Raw genomic sequence first — 15,958 nt, 5'->3', positions numbered from 1 at the left:
CCCTATGGTCCGCGCCGATTCAATAGGCCTTCCGGGGCCGAACCCAGCAAGAAGAAGCAAGATATCATGCGCGCGGAAACGCAGAACATCGTCGACGAAATCAGGCAGGCCATAAGCCTGCTGAGGAGGCATCTTTGACTGGGATCAGGCGCTAAAGCGGCTTGATTACCTGAACATGCGGGCAGAGGATCCCAGCCTCTGGAACGACCCGCAGGAAGCGCAGAAGCTGATGCGCGAGCGTCAGTCGCTGGATGACGGCGTCAACGGCGTCAAGCGGCTCGAACAGGCACTGTCCGACAATCTCGAACTCATCGAAATGGGCGAGGCCGAGGGCGACCAGAGCATCATCGGCGACGCCGAGGCGGCCATCAAGACCATGGCTGGCGAGGTGCGCGAGCGCCAGATCGAGACCATGCTGTCTGGCGAAGCCGACAGCAACGACACCTATCTCGAAGTCCATGCGGGCGCCGGCGGCACCGAAAGCCAGGACTGGGCGAACATGCTGTTGCGCATGTACACGCGCTGGGCCGAGCGCCGCGGCTTCAAGGTCGAGGTGCTGGAAATGCACGACGGCGAAGAAGCGGGAATCAAGTCCGCAACCCTGATGATCAAGGGCCACAATGCCTATGGCTGGCTGAAGACCGAATCCGGCGTGCACCGCCTGGTGCGGATTTCGCCTTACGATTCAAACGCCCGGCGGCACACCTCGTTCTCCAGCGCCTGGGTCTATCCGGTCATCGACGACACGATCCAGATCGACATTCCCGAGTCGGAAGTCCGCATCGATACCTACCGTTCGTCGGGCGCCGGTGGCCAGCACGTCAACACCACCGACTCGGCGGTGCGCATCACGCACATCCCGACCGGCATCGCGGTGGCGTGCCAGGCAGGCCGCTCTCAGCACCAGAACCGGGCCAAGGCCTGGGAGATGCTGCGATCCCGCCTGTACGAGCAGGAACTCGAGAAGCGCGAGGCCGCGGCCAATGCCGAGGCGGCAGCCAAGACCGACATCGGCTGGGGCCACCAGATCCGGTCCTACGTGCTGCAGCCCTACCAGCTGGTGAAGGATCTGCGTACCGGCGTCGAAAGCACCAGCCCTTCCGACGTGCTCGACGGCGATCTCGACGAGTTCATGGAAGCCTCGCTCGCCAACCGCATCGAGGGCGGGGTGGGTCAGGCTGTTGCCGATATCGACTGATCTTCGCACATCCAGGCCCGGCCTTCCGCGTTGCGGCATGGCCGGGCATCGGACGCCGGGAACATTCGCGGCAAGATTCCGTTAACCAGACGGGCGCAGGATTCGCTTGGGAGGTGATCTCGAGGGACACTTGTCATGCGCCCGAGAAAACGCTTGCCGCGTGCGCGCTGCGCGTCTGCCGCAGCCGCGGTTGTCTTCCTGTTGATCGACCGTTCTCCCGTGCTCGCGCACGACGCGCCCCAGGGGTGGACCTATCCCTTTGCCTGCTGTTCCGGCTACGACTGCCGCGAGGTACCCAAGAAGGAGATCGGCGAGCGGCCCCAGGGCTATGTCATCGAAAGAACCGGTGAGGTGGTGGGCTACGGGGACCCGCGCATCCACGATTCTCCGGACGGCGAATTTCACTGGTGCTCGGTGGCGGGCGCCGACGATACGCGCACCATTTGCCTGTTCGTGCCGCCGAGGTCGTTTTGATCCGATTTGCGCGCACTATGCCTGCGCTGTCGAGAATATCGAAGTGTCGGCCGGGAAAGGCGCCAGATCAAGGTTCAACCTTACAGTCGTTCGAAGGCGTGAAACTGTGAGATTGCGCGGCTTCAAGCCTCCGCCGTTCCGTTTTTCGCCGTATTTCATGCTACAAGGCCGAACAGGGCTTTGGGCGATGCGCGGTGCGCTCGCGAATACGGAGAGGGATTTTTCCATGAAGAAGACTGTCTTGTGCGTGCTGGTCGGCAGCATGCTTGTCGCCGCCTGCACGACCGATCCCTATACGGGCCAGCAGAAGGTCTCGAATGCCGCTGCCGGCGCCGGCATCGGAGCGCTCGCTGGCGCCGGCCTCGGCCTGCTCGCCGGCGGCAACGATCGCCGCAATGCCCTGATCGGGGCTGGTGTCGGCGCCCTCGCGGGCGGTCTTGCCGGCGGCTACATGGACCGGCAGGAGTCCGAACTGCGCGCCCAGCTTCAGGGTACCGGCGTCAGCGTCACGCGCGCCGGCGACCAGATCATCCTGAACATGCCGTCGAACATCACCTTCAACACCGACCAGGACGCGGTCAAGGCGAACTTCTATCCGACCCTGAACTCGGTGGCGCTGGTGCTGAAGAAGTTCAACCAGACGACCGTCGACGTGTTCGGCCACACCGATTCTACGGGCGACGACAACTACAATTTCGACCTGTCGCAGCGCCGCGCGCTTTCGGTGGCGAACTATCTCAGCGCCCAGAACGTCGATTCGCGTCGCTTTGCCGTTACCGGCTTCGGCGAAACGCGGCCGATCGCTTCGAACGGCACCCCGGAAGGCCGCGCCCAGAATCGTCGCGTGGAGATCCAGCTGTCGCCGCTCACCTGAGCGGCGCACGCATCCTGAAAAAAAGAAACGGCCCCGAATTTCGGGGCCGTTTTTTTTGAAGCGAGCTTTTTCAGACGTTGGTCGCGATCAGCATGAAGGCCGGCAGGTCGTCGCCGAAGCCGACGATGCGATCGTCTTCCTCGTCTTCGCGATTGCGATTGCCTCGGCGGCTGCGGTCGTCCCGCCGCGGCCTGTCCTCGTGGTCGGGGCGCGTCTTGCGTTCGGCATTGCCGTTCCGGATCGCATCCTTGCGCGCCCGGCGCTCGTCGATATCGGAAACGACATTGTTGGCGACCGGCTCGACCTCGGCAGCCTGCAGGGCAGGCGCTTCCTCGCGATGAGGCTTGCGATCGCGGTCGCGGCCATGGCGTTCCTTGCCGCCGCGGCGAGACTGGCTGCGGCCATGGCGCGGTGCCTCGTCGTCGCTTTCGCTGACAACCACCGTCGACAGGTCGCCGTCGTGCCATTCGATCTTCTGGCCAATCAGCCTTTCGATCGCGTCGAGATGTTTGGTGTCGGAGCGGGTGGTAATGGTGAACGACTTGCCCGACCGTCCGGCGCGGCCCGTGCGGCCGATGCGGTGGACGTAGTCCTCCGCATGGATCGGTACGTCGTAGTTGAAGACGTGGCTGACATCGGGGATGTCGAGACCGCGTGCGGCGACGTCGGACGCCACCAGCAGCTGCAATTTGCCATCGCGGAAATTGGACAGCATGGCCATGCGCGCGCGCTGGTCCATGTCGCCATGCAGCGCGCCGGCATTGAAGTCGTGCTTGACCAGTGAGCGGAACAGCTCGGAAACGTCGACCTTGCGGTTGCAGAAGATGATCGCGTTCTTGATCTCGTCGCCCTCGGCGCGGATCAGGCGGCGCAGCGTCTCGCGCTTGTCCCAGGGCTTCGGCCCGGACTTGGCAAGCCGCTGGGTCACGGTCGACGCCGTCGTGGCCGCCTTCGCCACCTCGACGCGCACCGGCGCGTGCAGGAACTGCTCGGTGAGCTTGGTGATTTCCGGCGGCATGGTCGCCGAGAAGAACAGCGTCTGGCGGGTGAACGGGATCAGCTTGCAGATGCGCTCGATGTCGGGGATGAAGCCCATGTCGAGCATGCGGTCGGCTTCGTCGATGACAAGGATCTCGACGCCGGTGAGCAGGAGCTTGCCCCGCTCGAAATGGTCGAGCAGCCGGCCGGGCGTCGCGATCAGCACGTCGGCGCCACGCTCGAGCTTCTTTTCCTGCTCGTCGAAGGACACGCCGCCGATCAGGAGAGCGATGTTGAGGCGGTGGTTCTTGCCGTATTTGACGAAGTTCTCTTCGACCTGCGCTGCGAGTTCGCGCGTCGGTTCGAGGATCAGCGTGCGCGGCATGCGCGCGCGGGCGCGGCCCTTTTCGAGGCGCGTCAGCATCGGCAGCACGAAGGAGGCCGTCTTGCCGGTGCCGGTCTGGGCGATGCCGAGGACATCCTTGCCCTGCAGCGCATGAGGGATGGCGCCCGCCTGGATCGGCGTAGGCTGCGTATAGCCCGCGTCGGAAACTGCAGAAAGAACCTTCGGCGAGAGGCCGAGGTCTGCGAAGGTCAACGCTTCTGGAGCGGTCTGAGTGTCTTCGGACAAGTTTGTTGGCTGTCTTTGCTCGTTCATGGGCGCGGCAGTTTCGCCGCGACAGGCGCAAACCGCCTGCGATATGCCGCAACGCGATAGGCGTAAGTATGCGATTTGTCAACTCAAACTGGCACAATGGCGCGCAGTTGCAGCCATCTACTTGTTGGCACTGCGATTATCTCAATACCTGAACTGCTCGGCCAGGATGCGTTCGCTCCACGAATGACCCGCATCGAACAGCAATGTTGCCGTGTGGTTCATGGATTCCTGCACCTTGACCGAGACCACCGACTTCACCTCGGTATGGTCGGCCACCGCGTTCACGGGCCGCTTCCGTTCCTCGAGTATGTCGAAGCGAACCACTGCGGTCTTGGGCAGCAGCGCGCCGCGCCAGCGACGCGGGCGGAACGGGCTGACGGGGGTGAGGGCGAGCAGCGGGGCGTCGAGCGGCAGAATCGGGCCATGCGCCGAGAGATTATAGGCGGTCGATCCGGCCGGGGTTGCCACCATCACGCCGTCGCAGATCAATTCCTCGAGCCGCACCTTGTCGTCGACCGTGATGCGCAGGCGGGCGGCCTGGTAGGATTGGCGGAGCAGCGAGACCTCGTTGATGGCGAGCGCCCGCATCGTGGCGCCGGTGTCGTCCACGGTCTCCATCTCAAGCGGCCGAATGGTCTCGGCCACCGCCGCTGCCAGGCGCTCGGGGAGGGAGTCCTCGGAGTATTCGTTCATCAGGAAGCCGACGGTGCCGCGGTTCATGCCATAGACGCGCTTGCCCGTGCTCATGGTCTCGCGCAGCGTCTGCAGCAGGAAGCCGTCGCCGCCGAGCGCCACGACGATGTCGGCGTCCTCGGTGGGAATTTGGCCGTAGCGCCTGCTCAGCCGTTTGGCCGCGCCGTCGGCCTCGGGTGTGCCCGACGATGCGAACGAGAATGTCAGCGACTTGGCGTCCATAACTTTCCTGCCGGCGGTCCAGATGGCGGCCGCCGGCAACGGCGTAGCATGTGCCTCGACGTGAAGCAAAGGCCCGCCGGGGCTTCAGCCGCCGGCTGCGCGGATGATGCCGCACATGCCGTTGCGCACCACATCCTTGGTGGTCACCTGGCCCGGCTGGATGTTGAACACGGCATTGACCACCGTGCCGCCGCCCTGGCTCCGGGCAACCACGCGCAGCGTCTGCAGGCGACCGCTGCCAGAGGTGTCCTGATAGGCGTCGATCGCCCCGAGTTCCTTATTCACCTTGATGCCGGAAAATCCTTCGGCCGCCACGGCCTGGGCCAGGCGTTTCAGGGCGACGTCGGGCTTTAGCTTGGCAAACGACTGCGAGCTCTTGTAGCTCACGGCAGTCACCAGCGGTACGCCGCTGACCTTGAAGTTCTTCTCGCAGGTCTGGGCGTTGGCTGCCGTCGCTGCGGCAACAACGACGAATGACGCAATCACACAGTGCCTCAGCATGTTCTCTCCGCTTGCTTGCTGGCGCCTCGCAGTCGAGGCAACTAGTCTCGCAAGGGCTAGACGGCCAAGGTATGCAAGTCCAGCGTGTGGTTGCTAATATTACCACCAAACCGCGCGGCGGTCCGGGGCTATCTTTGTCATCCTGTTCCGAACAGGTGCCGCAGATAGAAGGCAAGCGCAATGAAGCCTGCGATGATGCCGATCCCGGTCCAGTCGATTCGCGCCCGCCGAACCTGCCGGTACAGCTTGAGCAGGAGCAGCCAGGCGACGATTGCCACCACGGCTAGGATCACGAATCTGATCATGCCTGCCTCCCGCCGAGCCACACCCGTTCAAGGAGATGATGTAGGAACCGGTGGCGTCTGGTTTTAGTGGCTGGCATGGCTGCGCCGGCGAATGGTCATCGCCGCCGCGAAATGTCCTTTACTGCGCCGCGAAATATGCTAACCGGAGCGCGTTGCCCTTGTAGCTCAGCTGGTAGAGCAGCGGTTTTGTAAACCGAAGGTCGCGGGTTCGATCCCTGCCGGGGGCACCATTTCCCGCCGAGTTAATTTCCTCGCCTCCCGCCGTGTCCGTGCCGATCACCCGTTCCAGAGGGCGGCAATCCGGGGATCGGGGTCGATCTGGCCCGTCAGCGCGAAGTATTTGTAGAGCACCAGCAGCGACAGAAGTTTTTCGCGTGGCGCGTCGGCGAACTGCGCCACATAGGCGTTCGCGTTGCGGATGATCTCGCGCGCCTCCGCCGGATGCTTCTCGTAGTGCATGATCTTGTCCTCGAGATCGGCGAAATCGTCGCGCAACTGGACAAAGTGCAGCCCGGCGACGAGGCGGCCTTCCATGAACCAGGTCTCGTAGACCGACAGCGGCATCAAGCACAGCGATTGGCTCGCCATGATCCACTTGAGGTTGGTGGCCACGTCGTTGCCTTCGATCGAGATGATGTAGCGGTACTTCAGCTGTTCGGCGGGCGACTGGAAAGGCTTGTTCGTGTGGTCGACGACTTTCCGCGTTGTCCGGCCGATGTCGCAGAGGGGGTGGTTGTGGTAGCGCTGGACAAGCGCGACGCGTTTCGGGTTTCGCCCGCCGCCTCTCCACACGGCCATCGGCTTCTTGTGGTCGAAGTCGGTCCCATCGTCAAAAAGCTGATAGTGCCGGAACTTGTTCAGCTTCATCACCACGGAATTTTCGTTGGCGTCCGAGATGGGCCGGCTTTTGACGATCGAAGGTTGGTCGGGAACGTGGACGATGTCCCCAAAGAGGTGCTCGATCCGCAAGTGGCGCGGGAAGTACCGGGCATGCTCCTTGAGGTCGTAATAATACCTGCTCTTGGCCCGGGGGATGCCGGCAATGGTCGAGCCTTCGGCCGGCGTCCGATAGAGGCGCGACATCTTGTTGTAGTAGTTCAATCGCTCCGCGATCCCATCGGCTCCGTGGCGGTCGATACCCTCCAGCACGCGTTGCAGGTTCCGCCGGAACAGGGCTTGCGGTGCGATATCGCGCGCAACGTTGTGCGCATAGTAGTGGACACGCTGTACCGCTCGCTTGATGGCCGACATCGATGATCCAGTCGTCTTGCCGCTCGGATGCCCGGACACTATTCCGCCGCCTCGGTCCTGGTTGAAGCGTCCTGGCAGACGTCGCACCATTCGGCGCCGACGAGCCTGGCCAAGTGTTCCACGCCGATCCTGACGGCGGCATTGGTTGCGCCCGCGGCCGGAACCACTTCGTCGTAGGCGCGCAGCGACGCGTCGCAGTACACGGGCAGCGGCGAGGGCAGGCCGAATGGGCAGACGCCGCCGACCGGGTGGCTGGTGAGTTCCACCACCTGGTCGGCCTCGAGCATGCGCGCCTTGCCGCCGAAGGCCTCACGGCATTTGCGGTTGTCGATCCGGGCGTTTCCTCCCGCGACGACGAGCAGGACCCTGTCGCCCACGCGCAGGCAGATGGTCTTGGCGATCTGGCCGGTCTCGACGCCATGTGCTTCGGCAGCCAGCGCGACCGTCGCCGAGCTCGTCGGCGTTTCGACGACTTCGATTTCGGGCGCGCGTTCGGCGAAGAAGGCTTTGACGGACTGAAGGCTCATGATCTTCCTGTCTCGGCACCTGCGTGAATTGTCCCTGACTTCCGATGTTGACCGCGTGGAGTCAAGCGAGGCGGCCGACAGTTGCCCACGATGCCGGGCGTTGCAGGAATTTTGCTTGGCACATGAACCTTTTCTCCAGTGCCGGCGACCGATCGGCATGAGGCGAATGGATCGCCTTTCAGATCAACCAGAGGAGAGCATCATGTCGTTCAAGAGCAAGATGATTTCGGGTCTTATCGCCGCCACTGTCACGATCACCGGCCTGGCCGGCACCGTCCAGCAGTCGTCCGCCGGCAGCCTGACCAAGGCGGAGGCCGCGGCCCTCGCGGGCGTCGGCGGCTTCATCGCCGGAGCCATGATCGCCGGAAGCCGGCCGTCGGGGCCCTACTACGATGCCTACTACCCGGCCGATCCGTACGACTCGCACGTCCAGCGCTGCTTTGCACGCTATCGCAGCTACGATCCGCGCACCGACACCTATGTCGGTTACGACGGCAGGCTTCGCTACTGCCGCCTCTAGGCAAACGAGGCCACGCGATGGGAGGAGTTCACGCAACTCCTCCCAGTGCCATTTCAGCCCGCCGCCTGCTGGCTTTCGTCCTGGCCGCCGATCATGCGGGTCAGCTCGGTGGCAGCCTGGCGCACGAGCGGGCCGATCTCCCGCACCTTTTCCGGCGTCACCCGAACCGTGGGACCGGAGACCGAGACGCCGCCGATCGGCTCGCCGAACTCGTTGAACACGGGAGCCGCCACGCAGCGCATGCCGGGATAGCGTTCCTCGTCATCCACCGACCAGCCGCGTGCCCGGATCTGCTCGAGGTCACGGGCGAGGGCGGCCGCTTCCGACAGCGTCCTCTCCGTATAGGCGGCAAGTCCGGCCTTGCGCACGATGGCATTGACGCGATCGCGGTCGAGATGGGCGAGAACGGCCTTGCCGATGCCCGAGGCGTGGAAGGGGCTGCGCGTGCCGGGCCGGAAGAAGGCCCTGATCGCCTGGTGCGTCTCGACCTGGCTCACGAACACGACGCAATCGTCTTCGGCAACGCCGAGATTTGCCGTTTCCCCGGTCTTCTCCATGAGTTCCTGCATGACTATGCGGGCCCGGTCGACCAGCTTGCGCCGGCGCAGGAAGGCAGAGCCCATTCGGTAGGTCTCGACGCCGATGGACCAGAGTTGCTCGCTGCTGTCGAACTCGACCATGCCGTGGTTCTGCAAGGTCGTGAGCATGCGATAGGCGGTCGAGGCGGCGAGTTCGGAAGCAGCCGAGATTTCGCTGAGGGACAGCCCGTCGCCTTGTGCGACGATGGCGAGGATCCGCAGTGCCCTGTCGAGCGACTGCACTGAACCGGCATCTGGCGAGGGCTGGAATGCACGCGGTCTGCCGCGCTGACGCTTTTCGACGGTTGCCATATTCGCTCTCCAGTCACGGCAATGCTCTAAAAAACTTTTCCATCAAAAATGGAAATGGCGCAACGAAAAATGAAAAGCGTAGGAAAATCAATATATAGAACCCAAACCAGAAAAATGAAAAAATATTCTGAAAAAATTGCAAAATAGGCGATGCGGTGACACCATCCGGTCACGTTGAAATTTCACGACCGATGGAGGTGTGCAAAAATGGCCAGGATGCGCGCAGTCGACGCAGCAGTCCTCGTTCTGGAGAAGGAAGGCATTTCCTGTGCCTTCGGCGTTCCGGGTGCGGCGATCAATCCGCTTTATTCCGCGCTCAAGGCGCGCGGTTCCATCCGCCATGTGCTTGCCCGTCACGTCGAGGGCGCATCCCACATGGCCGAGGGTTACACCCGCACCAAGGCCGGCAACATCGGCCTCTGCATCGGTACGTCGGGACCGGCAGGTACCGACATGATCACCGGCCTCTACTCGGCTTCTGCCGACTCGATCCCGATCCTCTGCATCACCGGCCAGGCGCCGCGCGCCCGGCTGAACAAGGAGGATTTCCAGGCCGTCGACATCGCAGCGATCGCTGGACCGGTTACCAAGTGGGCGGTCACCGTCATGGAGCCGTATCTGGTTCCGATGGCGCTGCAGAAGGCCTTTTACCTGATGCGTTCGGGCCGTCCGGGCCCGGTTCTGGTCGATCTGCCTGTCGACGTTCAGCTGGCCGAGATCGAGTTTGACATCGACGCTTACGAGCCGCTTGCGGTCCACAAGCCGGCGATGACGCGCGCGCAGGCCGAAAAGGCGCTGTCGATGCTCAACGAAGCGGAGAAGCCGCTGATCGTCGCCGGTGGTGGCATCATCAATGCCGACGCGTCGGATCTGCTGATCGAGTTCGCCGAGATCACTGGCGTCCCGGTCATCCCGACGCTGATGGGCTGGGGCTCGATCCCCGACGACCATCGCCTGATGGCCGGCATGTGCGGCCTGCAGACCTCGCACCGTTACGGCAATGCGACGATGCTGGCATCGGATTTCGTTCTGGGCATTGGCAACCGCTGGGCCAACCGCCACACCGGTTCGGTCGACAAATACACGGCCGGACGCAAGTTCATCCACATCGACATCGAGCCGACCCAGATCGGCCGTGTCTTTGCGCCCGATCTGGGTGTGACGTCGGATGCCGGTGCCGCGTTGAAGATCCTGCTCGACGTCGCCACCGAGTGGAAGACGGCCGGCAAGCTGCGCGACTGGTCCGGCTGGGCCAAGGAGTGCCAGGACCGCAAGAAGACGATGAAGCGCAAGACGCATTTCGAGCAGGTGCCGCTCAAGCCGCAGCGCGTCTACGAGGAGATGAACAAGGCTTTCGGCCGCGACACCACCTATGTCACCACCATCGGCCTGTCGCAGATCGCCGGCGCGCAGTTCCTGCATGTCTACAAGCCGCGCAACTGGATCAATTGCGGCCAGGCCGGCCCGCTCGGCTGGACGCTGCCGGCAGCTCTCGGTGTTCGCGCCGCCGATCCTGAGCGCGACATCGTCGCGCTGTCGGGCGACTATGACTTCCAGTTCATGATCGAGGAACTGGCCGTCGGCGCCCAGCACAAGCTGCCCTATATCCACGTCGTCGTGAACAACGCCTATCTCGGCCTGATCCGCCAGGCGCAGCGCGGCTTCACCATGGATTTCGAGGTCAGCCTGTCGTTCGAAAACATCAACCGCTCGGGCGATCCAGAAGCAGGATATGGTGTCGACCACGTCGCGGTTGCCGAGGCCATGGGCTGCAAGGCGGTCCGTGTTCGCAAGCCCGAGGAGTTCGCCGCGGCCTTCAAGCAGGCCAAGCAACTCATGAAGGAGCACCAGGTGCCTGTCGTCCTCGAGTTCATTCTCGAACGCGTCACCAACATCTCCATGGGCGTCGAGATCGACAACGTCGTCGAGTTCGAGGAACTTGCCGAGACCAACGCCGACGCGCCCACCGCGATCATGCTGCTCGACTGATTTGAGGGAAGAAAGATGCCCAAGTTTTCAGCCAATCTGTCGATGCTCTTCGGTGAGCACGACTTCCTCGACCGCTTCGATGCGGCGGCGCGCGCCGGCTTTGCCGCGGTCGAATACATCGCCCCTTACGACCACGCGCCCGACGTCGTGGCCGCGCGGCTCAAGAAGAACGGCCTGACCCAGGCGCTGTTCAACCTGCCGCCCGGCGACTGGGCGGCCGGCGAGCGCGGCATCGCCGTGCTGCCTGATCGTATCCACGAGTTCCGCCAGGGTGTCGACAAGGCGATCGCCTACGCGCAGGCCCTTGGCTGCACGCAGGTGAACTGCCTTGCCGGCATCGCTCCGGCGGGTGTCGATCGCGAGGCGCTCGAAAACGTCTTCGTCGAGAACCTGCGCTTCGCCGCCGAGAAGCTGAAGGCCGCGGGCATCCGCTTGCTGATCGAGCCGATCAACACGCGCGACATCCCGGGCTTCTTCCTGACCAACACCAAGCAGGCGCTCGCGATCATCGAAAAGGTCGGCTCGGACAATCTCTACCTGCAGTACGACATCTATCACATGCAGGTCATGGAGGGCGATCTCGCCCGCACCATCGAGGCCAACCTTTCCCGCATCGCCCACATCCAGCTGGCCGACAATCCCGGCCGCCACGAGCCGGGGACCGGCGAGATCAACTACCCGTTCCTCTACGCGCACCTCGACCGCATCGGTTACGCCGGCTGGGTCGGTGCCGAATACAAGCCCAAGGCTGGCACCGTCGAAGGGCTGGGATGGTTCTCCGGCTTTGCCCGCGAGGGCAGCGCTGCGGCCTGAACGAGATTTGAAGGACAAGAAAATGGAAAAGATCGGATTCGTCGGCCTTGGCATCATGGGCGCCCCGATGGCGGGGCATCTCTTGGATGCCGGCTATGAGGTCTATGCCAGCGACCACCGCGGCGCATTGCCCGAAGCGCTGGTCGCCAAGGGCCTGAAGAAGGTGACCGGACATGGCCCGCTCGCCGAAGTTGCGGACATCGTCATCACCATGGTTCCCGACACGCCGCAGGTGGCGGACGTGCTGTTCGGCGAAGACAGCATCGCGGCCGGGCTGTCCAAGGGCAAGCTCGTCATCGACATGAGCTCGATCTCGCCGATCGAGACCAAGGAGTTTGCGAGGAAGATCAACGAGCTCGGCTGCGACTATCTCGACGCGCCGGTCTCCGGTGGCGAGGTCGGCGCCAAGGCCGCGTCGCTCACCATCATGGTGGGCGGCACGGAGAAGGCCTTCGAGCGCGCCCTGCCGGTGTTCGAGAAGATGGGCAAGAACATCACGCTCGTCGGTCCCAACGGCGTCGGCCAGACGACCAAGGTCGCCAACCAGATCGTCGTGGCGCTCACCATCGAGGCGGTCGCCGAGGCGCTGGTCTTCGCTTCCAAGGCGGGAGCCGATCCGGCCAAGGTGCGCCAGGCCCTGATGGGCGGGCTCGCGGCCTCGCGCATCCTCGAGGTGCATGGCGAGCGCATGGTCAAGCGCACCTTCGCTCCGGGCTTCCGCATCGAGCTGCACCAGAAGGACCTCAACCTCGCGCTGCAGGGCGCCAAGGCGCTCGGCGTCTCGCTGCCCAATACCTCGATGACGCAGGAACTGTTCAATTCCTGCGCGGCGAACGGCGGGGCCAAGGAGGACCATTCGGCCTTGGTGCGCGCACTCGAGCGCATGGCCAATTTCGAGGTCGGCGGCTCGGCCGAGACTGCCAAGAACGAAGCGGCATAGGCAGGGAAGGGCGCGGTGCAAGTTCCCAACACCGCGGCTTTCTCATCACTATCGAAGAACGGGCTCTTGCGGCGCCGCAGGAGCCCGTTCAGCGTTTGCCGCTTGCGGCGCGTCAATCCTTGCCGAGCGCCTTCCAGCTCGCACCAGCATCAGCGCTGACGACTATGGCCTTTCCGCCGGTGATGGCGACGAGGCGGTCCTTGTTCTTGTGGTCGGCGGCGAGGTGGAGAATGTAGCCCGCGGCGTCGGGGCCTTGCCCGATCGTTTCGAAGTTCGGAGCCGCCTCCGTCGCGCGCAGCACGCCACGCCCCGGCGCAAAGGCGTAGATCGTGCCGTCGGTAGTCAGGTCCACGGTCGTCACCGGAACGTCGGAGATCAGCGCCTGCCAGCTCTTGGCGCCGTCGCGGCTGACCATGAGGCCGGCTTCGGTCCCGGCGTAGACCGTCTCGGGGTCTGTGGGCGAGATGGCGAGATCGATCAGGCCGCCCGGTGCGGCACCGGTCACCGTCCACGTCGCGCCGCCGTCGCGGCTCGTCTGCACGTTGCCATAGGACCCGTAGAAGACATTGGCGTCCGTCGGGCTGACGGCGAGCTGGTGGAAATCCACCGGCCCCTCGGCGCCGGGCGAAATCTGGGTCCATGTCTTGCCCGAATCCGTCGACTTGATGAAGCCGAGATTGCCGCCGGTCCGTGGATGGCCGCTGGCGAAGAGCACCGTGGCATCGGTCGGATGCGGGCTGAAGCCCATGAAGTCGTCCTGGAGGTCCGAGACCGGCGTGACGGTGCCGTCGGGCGCCGCCCGCATCAGCCCGTGGTGCGTCGCGACCAGCACGCGCGACGGATCGGCGCGGTCGAACGACAGGCCGTGGATATGCGTGCTTCCGGCAAGATCGGCGACGCTGGCGCTCTGGGCCAGGGCCGGCATGGCCGCGCCGAGTGCCAGAAGGCCGGAAAGCAGGGTGACGATGGTGGGGCGATGCGCCATGAAGAAATCTCCTTTACGGCGTGCGAGACTACCGCTTCCAGCGGGCGGAAGGTCAAGGCGCGCGGAGACGTCTCCTTGTGTCGGTTCGCCGCGGGAGCGGCGACGACTGAGGCAGTTTGGCTGCGACCGTCAGCGCAGCCAGAGGCGAGCCGCGTAGAGCGAAACCGCCGCCGCGTTCGATACGTTGAGCGAGCGGATGGCGCCGGGCATGTCGAGGCGGGCGAGGGAGGTGACCGTCTCGCGCGTCTTCTGGCGCAGGCCCTTGCCTTCCGCGCCGAGCACCAGCGCCACCTTCTTCGAGGCAAAGGTCTTCTCGAGCTCCGCCGGCCCTTCCGAATCGAGGCCGATGGTCTGGAACCCGGCCTCGTGCAACTCGCCGAGCGCCTCGGCGAGGTTGCGCACCTCGATCAGGTCGATGTGTTCGAGCGCGCCCGAGGCAGACTTGGCGAGCACGCCGGTCTCGTGCGGGCTGTGGCGCGACGTCGTGATCAGCGCGCCGGCGCCGAAGGCGACCGCCGAGCGCATGATGGCGCCGACATTGTGCGGGTCGGTCACCTGGTCGAGCACCAGCACCAGCGGCGAATCGCCTAGCGCCGACAGGGCCTTGGGCTTCAGCGGCTCGGCCTCGACCAGCACGCCCTGGTGCACGGCTTCCGAGCCGGTGATCTTGTCGATGTCCTTGGGCTCGACCAGCTCGGTCGCGAAGGGCAGGGCTGCGAGGTCGGCGATCTCTAGCCTTTCGGCGGCATTGCGCGTGACCAGCATCCTGCTGATCTTGCGGCGCGGATTGTCGAGCGCTGCGCACACCGTGTGCAACCCGTAGAGCCGCACCAGGCCGTCCTCGGCGTGTTCGCCCGGCGCTACGTGGCGCTTCGGCCGGAAGGCCGGCGCGCCGCCTGCCTTCTGGTCGCGAAAGGTGCGCCGCAGCTTGGCGTAGTGGCTGTCTTTCGGTGTTCCGGGCTTTTTCGTATCGGTCATAGGCACGCTATAGCGGGCGTGCAGGGCTTTGGATACGGCCCGTTAGCCGGTGCTCCGAATATTGTGCGTGAAAACGCCAGCTGCGCGGTTGACAGGCCAAATCCTTGTCGCCATAAGGCCCACGCAGATTTCGGGGCAGGGTGCTTCGCCCGGAACCGGGATCGGTGAATGCCTCGTTGCATGGCTCCGGCTGCAGTTGGAGAGGTGCCCGAGTGGTTAAAGGGGACGGACTGTAAATCCGTTGGCTTTGCCTACGTTGGTTCGAATCCAACCCTCTCCACCACTGCCGGCCCGAGAGCCATGATTGTGACGCGGGTATAGCTCAATGGTAGAGCAGCAGCCTTCCAAGCTGAATACGCGGGTTCGATTCCCGCTACCCGCTCCAGGCGTCCGCTCTGGCCCGGGATGCCTTTCAATTACATCCGCTTGTCCCTATATGTGCATCCTGCACTGAAAGAGCACCGCCGCTTTTGGCTCCTGGATGACCCGCCAGGCCAAAAGGCGCTTGTCTTTTTCGGGCATTCTCGCTAATCGCCCCGCATCCGACCGGAACCAAGGTCCCGATGCCCAAGGAAAGAGACAATGGCAAAAGGTAAATTCGAGCGTACGAAGCCTCATGTGAACATTGGCACGATTGGTCACGTCGACCACGGCAAGACGTCGCTGACGGCGGCGATCACGAAGTATTTCGGCGAGTTCAAGGCCTACGACCAGATCGACGCGGCACCCGAAGAGAAGGCGCGCGGCATCACGATCTCGACGGCGCACGTCGAATACGAGACGGCTGCCCGTCACTATGCGCACGTCGACTGCCCCGGCCACGCCGACTACGTCAAGAACATGATCACCGGCGCTGCCCAGATGGACGGCGCGATCCTGGTGGTTTCGGCCGCCGACGGCCCGATGCCGCAGACCCGCGAGCACATCCTGCTCGCCCGCCAGGTCGGCGTTCCGGCGCTGGTGGTGTTCCTCAACAAGGTCGACCTGGTCGACGACGCCGAGCTGCTCGAGCTGGTCGAGCTCGAGGTTCGCGAGCTTTTGTCGAAGTACGAGTTCCCCGGCGACGACATTCCGATGATCAAGGGTTCGGCCGTTGCCGCGCTCAACGACTCGGACAAGAAGATCGGCGAAGACGCGGTGCGCGAGCTGATGGCTGCCGTCG

Annotated in this window: 17 protein-coding genes and 3 tRNA genes; 11 read left to right on the top strand and 9 right to left on the bottom strand. The window is 64.1% G+C overall.

Going from position 1 to position 15,958, the window contains the following annotated elements; translation table 11 throughout:
- Positions 1–66 precede the first annotated feature (66 nt).
- The 3 genes from prfB to AmiPiv_RS10355 all read left to right on the top strand — a co-directional run bounded on the left by prfB (position 67) and on the right by AmiPiv_RS10355 (position 2,546).
- A protein-coding gene (prfB, locus tag AmiPiv_RS10365) for a peptide chain release factor 2 (protein ID WP_340037340.1) occupies positions 67–1,198 on the top strand; the annotation gives its coding sequence in 2 pieces (ribosomal slippage) (positions 67–132 and positions 134–1,198; 1,131 coding nt in all).
- Positions 1,199–1,333: 135 nt separating this feature from the next.
- Positions 1,334–1,672 carry a hypothetical protein gene (locus tag AmiPiv_RS10360; protein ID WP_340037339.1) on the top strand — a complete coding sequence of 113 codons (339 nt, stop codon included), beginning with the start codon at positions 1,334–1,336 and terminating at the stop codon, positions 1,670–1,672.
- Between the two features lie 226 nt (positions 1,673–1,898).
- Positions 1,899–2,546 carry an OmpA family protein gene (locus tag AmiPiv_RS10355; protein ID WP_340037338.1) on the top strand — a complete coding sequence of 216 codons (648 nt, stop codon included), beginning with the start codon at positions 1,899–1,901 and terminating at the stop codon, positions 2,544–2,546.
- 70 nt (positions 2,547–2,616) lie between these two features.
- On the opposite strand, the gene AmiPiv_RS10350 is transcribed toward AmiPiv_RS10355, so the two are convergent.
- The 4 genes from AmiPiv_RS10350 to AmiPiv_RS10335 all read right to left on the bottom strand — a co-directional run bounded on the left by AmiPiv_RS10350 (position 2,617) and on the right by AmiPiv_RS10335 (position 5,903).
- On the bottom strand, positions 2,617–4,155 hold the full coding sequence (locus AmiPiv_RS10350; protein ID WP_340037337.1) for a DEAD/DEAH box helicase: 1,539 nt from the start codon (positions 4,153–4,155) through the stop codon (positions 2,617–2,619).
- Positions 4,156–4,323: 168 nt separating this feature from the next.
- On the bottom strand, positions 4,324–5,097 hold the full coding sequence (locus AmiPiv_RS10345; RefSeq protein WP_340037336.1) for an NAD kinase: 774 nt from the start codon (positions 5,095–5,097) through the stop codon (positions 4,324–4,326).
- Between the two features lie 84 nt (positions 5,098–5,181).
- Complete coding sequence (locus AmiPiv_RS10340) at positions 5,182–5,598, bottom strand: hypothetical protein (protein ID WP_340037335.1); 417 nt, start codon at positions 5,596–5,598, stop codon at positions 5,182–5,184.
- Positions 5,599–5,735: 137 nt separating this feature from the next.
- A complete protein-coding gene (locus tag AmiPiv_RS10335; RefSeq protein WP_340037334.1) occupies positions 5,736–5,903 on the bottom strand; it encodes a hypothetical protein in 168 nt (55 codons plus the stop codon).
- Positions 5,904–6,057: 154 nt separating this feature from the next.
- Between AmiPiv_RS10335 and AmiPiv_RS10330 the strand changes: the two genes are divergently transcribed.
- A tRNA-Thr gene (locus AmiPiv_RS10330) sits at positions 6,058–6,133 on the top strand.
- 46 nt (positions 6,134–6,179) lie between these two features.
- On the opposite strand, the gene AmiPiv_RS10325 is transcribed toward AmiPiv_RS10330, so the two are convergent.
- Both AmiPiv_RS10325 and AmiPiv_RS10320 read right to left on the bottom strand, forming a co-directional pair.
- Positions 6,180–7,154 carry a glycosyl transferase family 90 gene (locus AmiPiv_RS10325; protein ID WP_340037333.1) on the bottom strand — a complete coding sequence of 325 codons (975 nt, stop codon included), beginning with the start codon at positions 7,152–7,154 and terminating at the stop codon, positions 6,180–6,182.
- A gap of 38 nt (positions 7,155–7,192) precedes the next feature.
- Positions 7,193–7,681: a YbaK/EbsC family protein gene (locus AmiPiv_RS10320; RefSeq protein ID WP_340037332.1), complete on the bottom strand. Its 489-nt coding sequence runs from the start codon at positions 7,679–7,681 to the stop codon at positions 7,193–7,195.
- Between the two features lie 202 nt (positions 7,682–7,883).
- Here AmiPiv_RS10320 and AmiPiv_RS10315 point away from each other — a divergent pair, with 202 nt between their 5' ends.
- Positions 7,884–8,201 carry a BA14K family protein gene (locus AmiPiv_RS10315; protein WP_340037331.1) on the top strand — a complete coding sequence of 106 codons (318 nt, stop codon included), beginning with the start codon at positions 7,884–7,886 and terminating at the stop codon, positions 8,199–8,201.
- Between the two features lie 53 nt (positions 8,202–8,254).
- On the opposite strand, the gene bhcR is transcribed toward AmiPiv_RS10315, so the two are convergent.
- Complete coding sequence (gene bhcR / locus AmiPiv_RS10310; RefSeq protein WP_340037330.1) at positions 8,255–9,091, bottom strand: HTH-type transcriptional regulator BhcR; 837 nt, start codon at positions 9,089–9,091, stop codon at positions 8,255–8,257.
- A 207-nt stretch (positions 9,092–9,298) separates the two neighbouring features.
- Here bhcR and gcl point away from each other — a divergent pair, with 207 nt between their 5' ends.
- Genes gcl through AmiPiv_RS10295 form a run of 3 tightly spaced genes read left to right on the top strand, consistent with a single transcriptional unit; the run spans position 9,299 to position 12,833 of the window.
- On the top strand, positions 9,299–11,080 hold the full coding sequence (gcl, locus tag AmiPiv_RS10305; protein ID WP_340037328.1) for a glyoxylate carboligase: 1,782 nt from the start codon (positions 9,299–9,301) through the stop codon (positions 11,078–11,080).
- Between the two features lie 15 nt (positions 11,081–11,095).
- Positions 11,096–11,893, top strand: a complete 798-nt coding sequence (hyi, locus tag AmiPiv_RS10300) for a hydroxypyruvate isomerase (protein WP_340037327.1) — start codon at positions 11,096–11,098, stop codon at positions 11,891–11,893.
- 22 nt (positions 11,894–11,915) lie between these two features.
- Positions 11,916–12,833: a 2-hydroxy-3-oxopropionate reductase gene (locus AmiPiv_RS10295; protein ID WP_340037326.1), complete on the top strand. Its 918-nt coding sequence runs from the start codon at positions 11,916–11,918 to the stop codon at positions 12,831–12,833.
- 112 nt (positions 12,834–12,945) lie between these two features.
- On the opposite strand, the gene AmiPiv_RS10290 is transcribed toward AmiPiv_RS10295, so the two are convergent.
- The gene (locus AmiPiv_RS10290; protein ID WP_340037324.1) at positions 12,946–13,818 is read right to left on the bottom strand and encodes a F510_1955 family glycosylhydrolase; all 873 of its coding nucleotides are present in this window, start codon (positions 13,816–13,818) and stop codon (positions 12,946–12,948) included.
- Positions 13,819–13,947: 129 nt separating this feature from the next.
- Positions 13,948–14,796, bottom strand: a complete 849-nt coding sequence (gene rlmB, locus AmiPiv_RS10285) for a 23S rRNA (guanosine(2251)-2'-O)-methyltransferase RlmB (RefSeq protein WP_340037323.1) — start codon at positions 14,794–14,796, stop codon at positions 13,948–13,950.
- A 198-nt stretch (positions 14,797–14,994) separates the two neighbouring features.
- On the opposite strand from rlmB, the gene AmiPiv_RS10280 reads away from it, so the two are divergent.
- The 3 genes from AmiPiv_RS10280 to AmiPiv_RS10270 all read left to right on the top strand — a co-directional run.
- Positions 14,995–15,079, top strand: a tRNA-Tyr gene (locus AmiPiv_RS10280).
- A gap of 28 nt (positions 15,080–15,107) precedes the next feature.
- Positions 15,108–15,181, top strand: a tRNA-Gly gene (locus tag AmiPiv_RS10275).
- A gap of 197 nt (positions 15,182–15,378) precedes the next feature.
- Positions 15,379–15,958: GTP-binding protein (locus AmiPiv_RS10270; protein WP_340037322.1), on the top strand; the 580-nt coding region annotated here is incomplete at its 3' end.

Source organism: Aminobacter sp. Piv2-1 (assembly GCF_037625995.1).
In the GTDB taxonomy this organism is placed as follows: Bacteria; Pseudomonadota; Alphaproteobacteria; order Rhizobiales; family Rhizobiaceae; genus Aminobacter.
The sequence above is the reverse complement of the archived record's forward strand: the minus strand, read 5'-3'. Positions and strand labels throughout refer to the sequence as shown.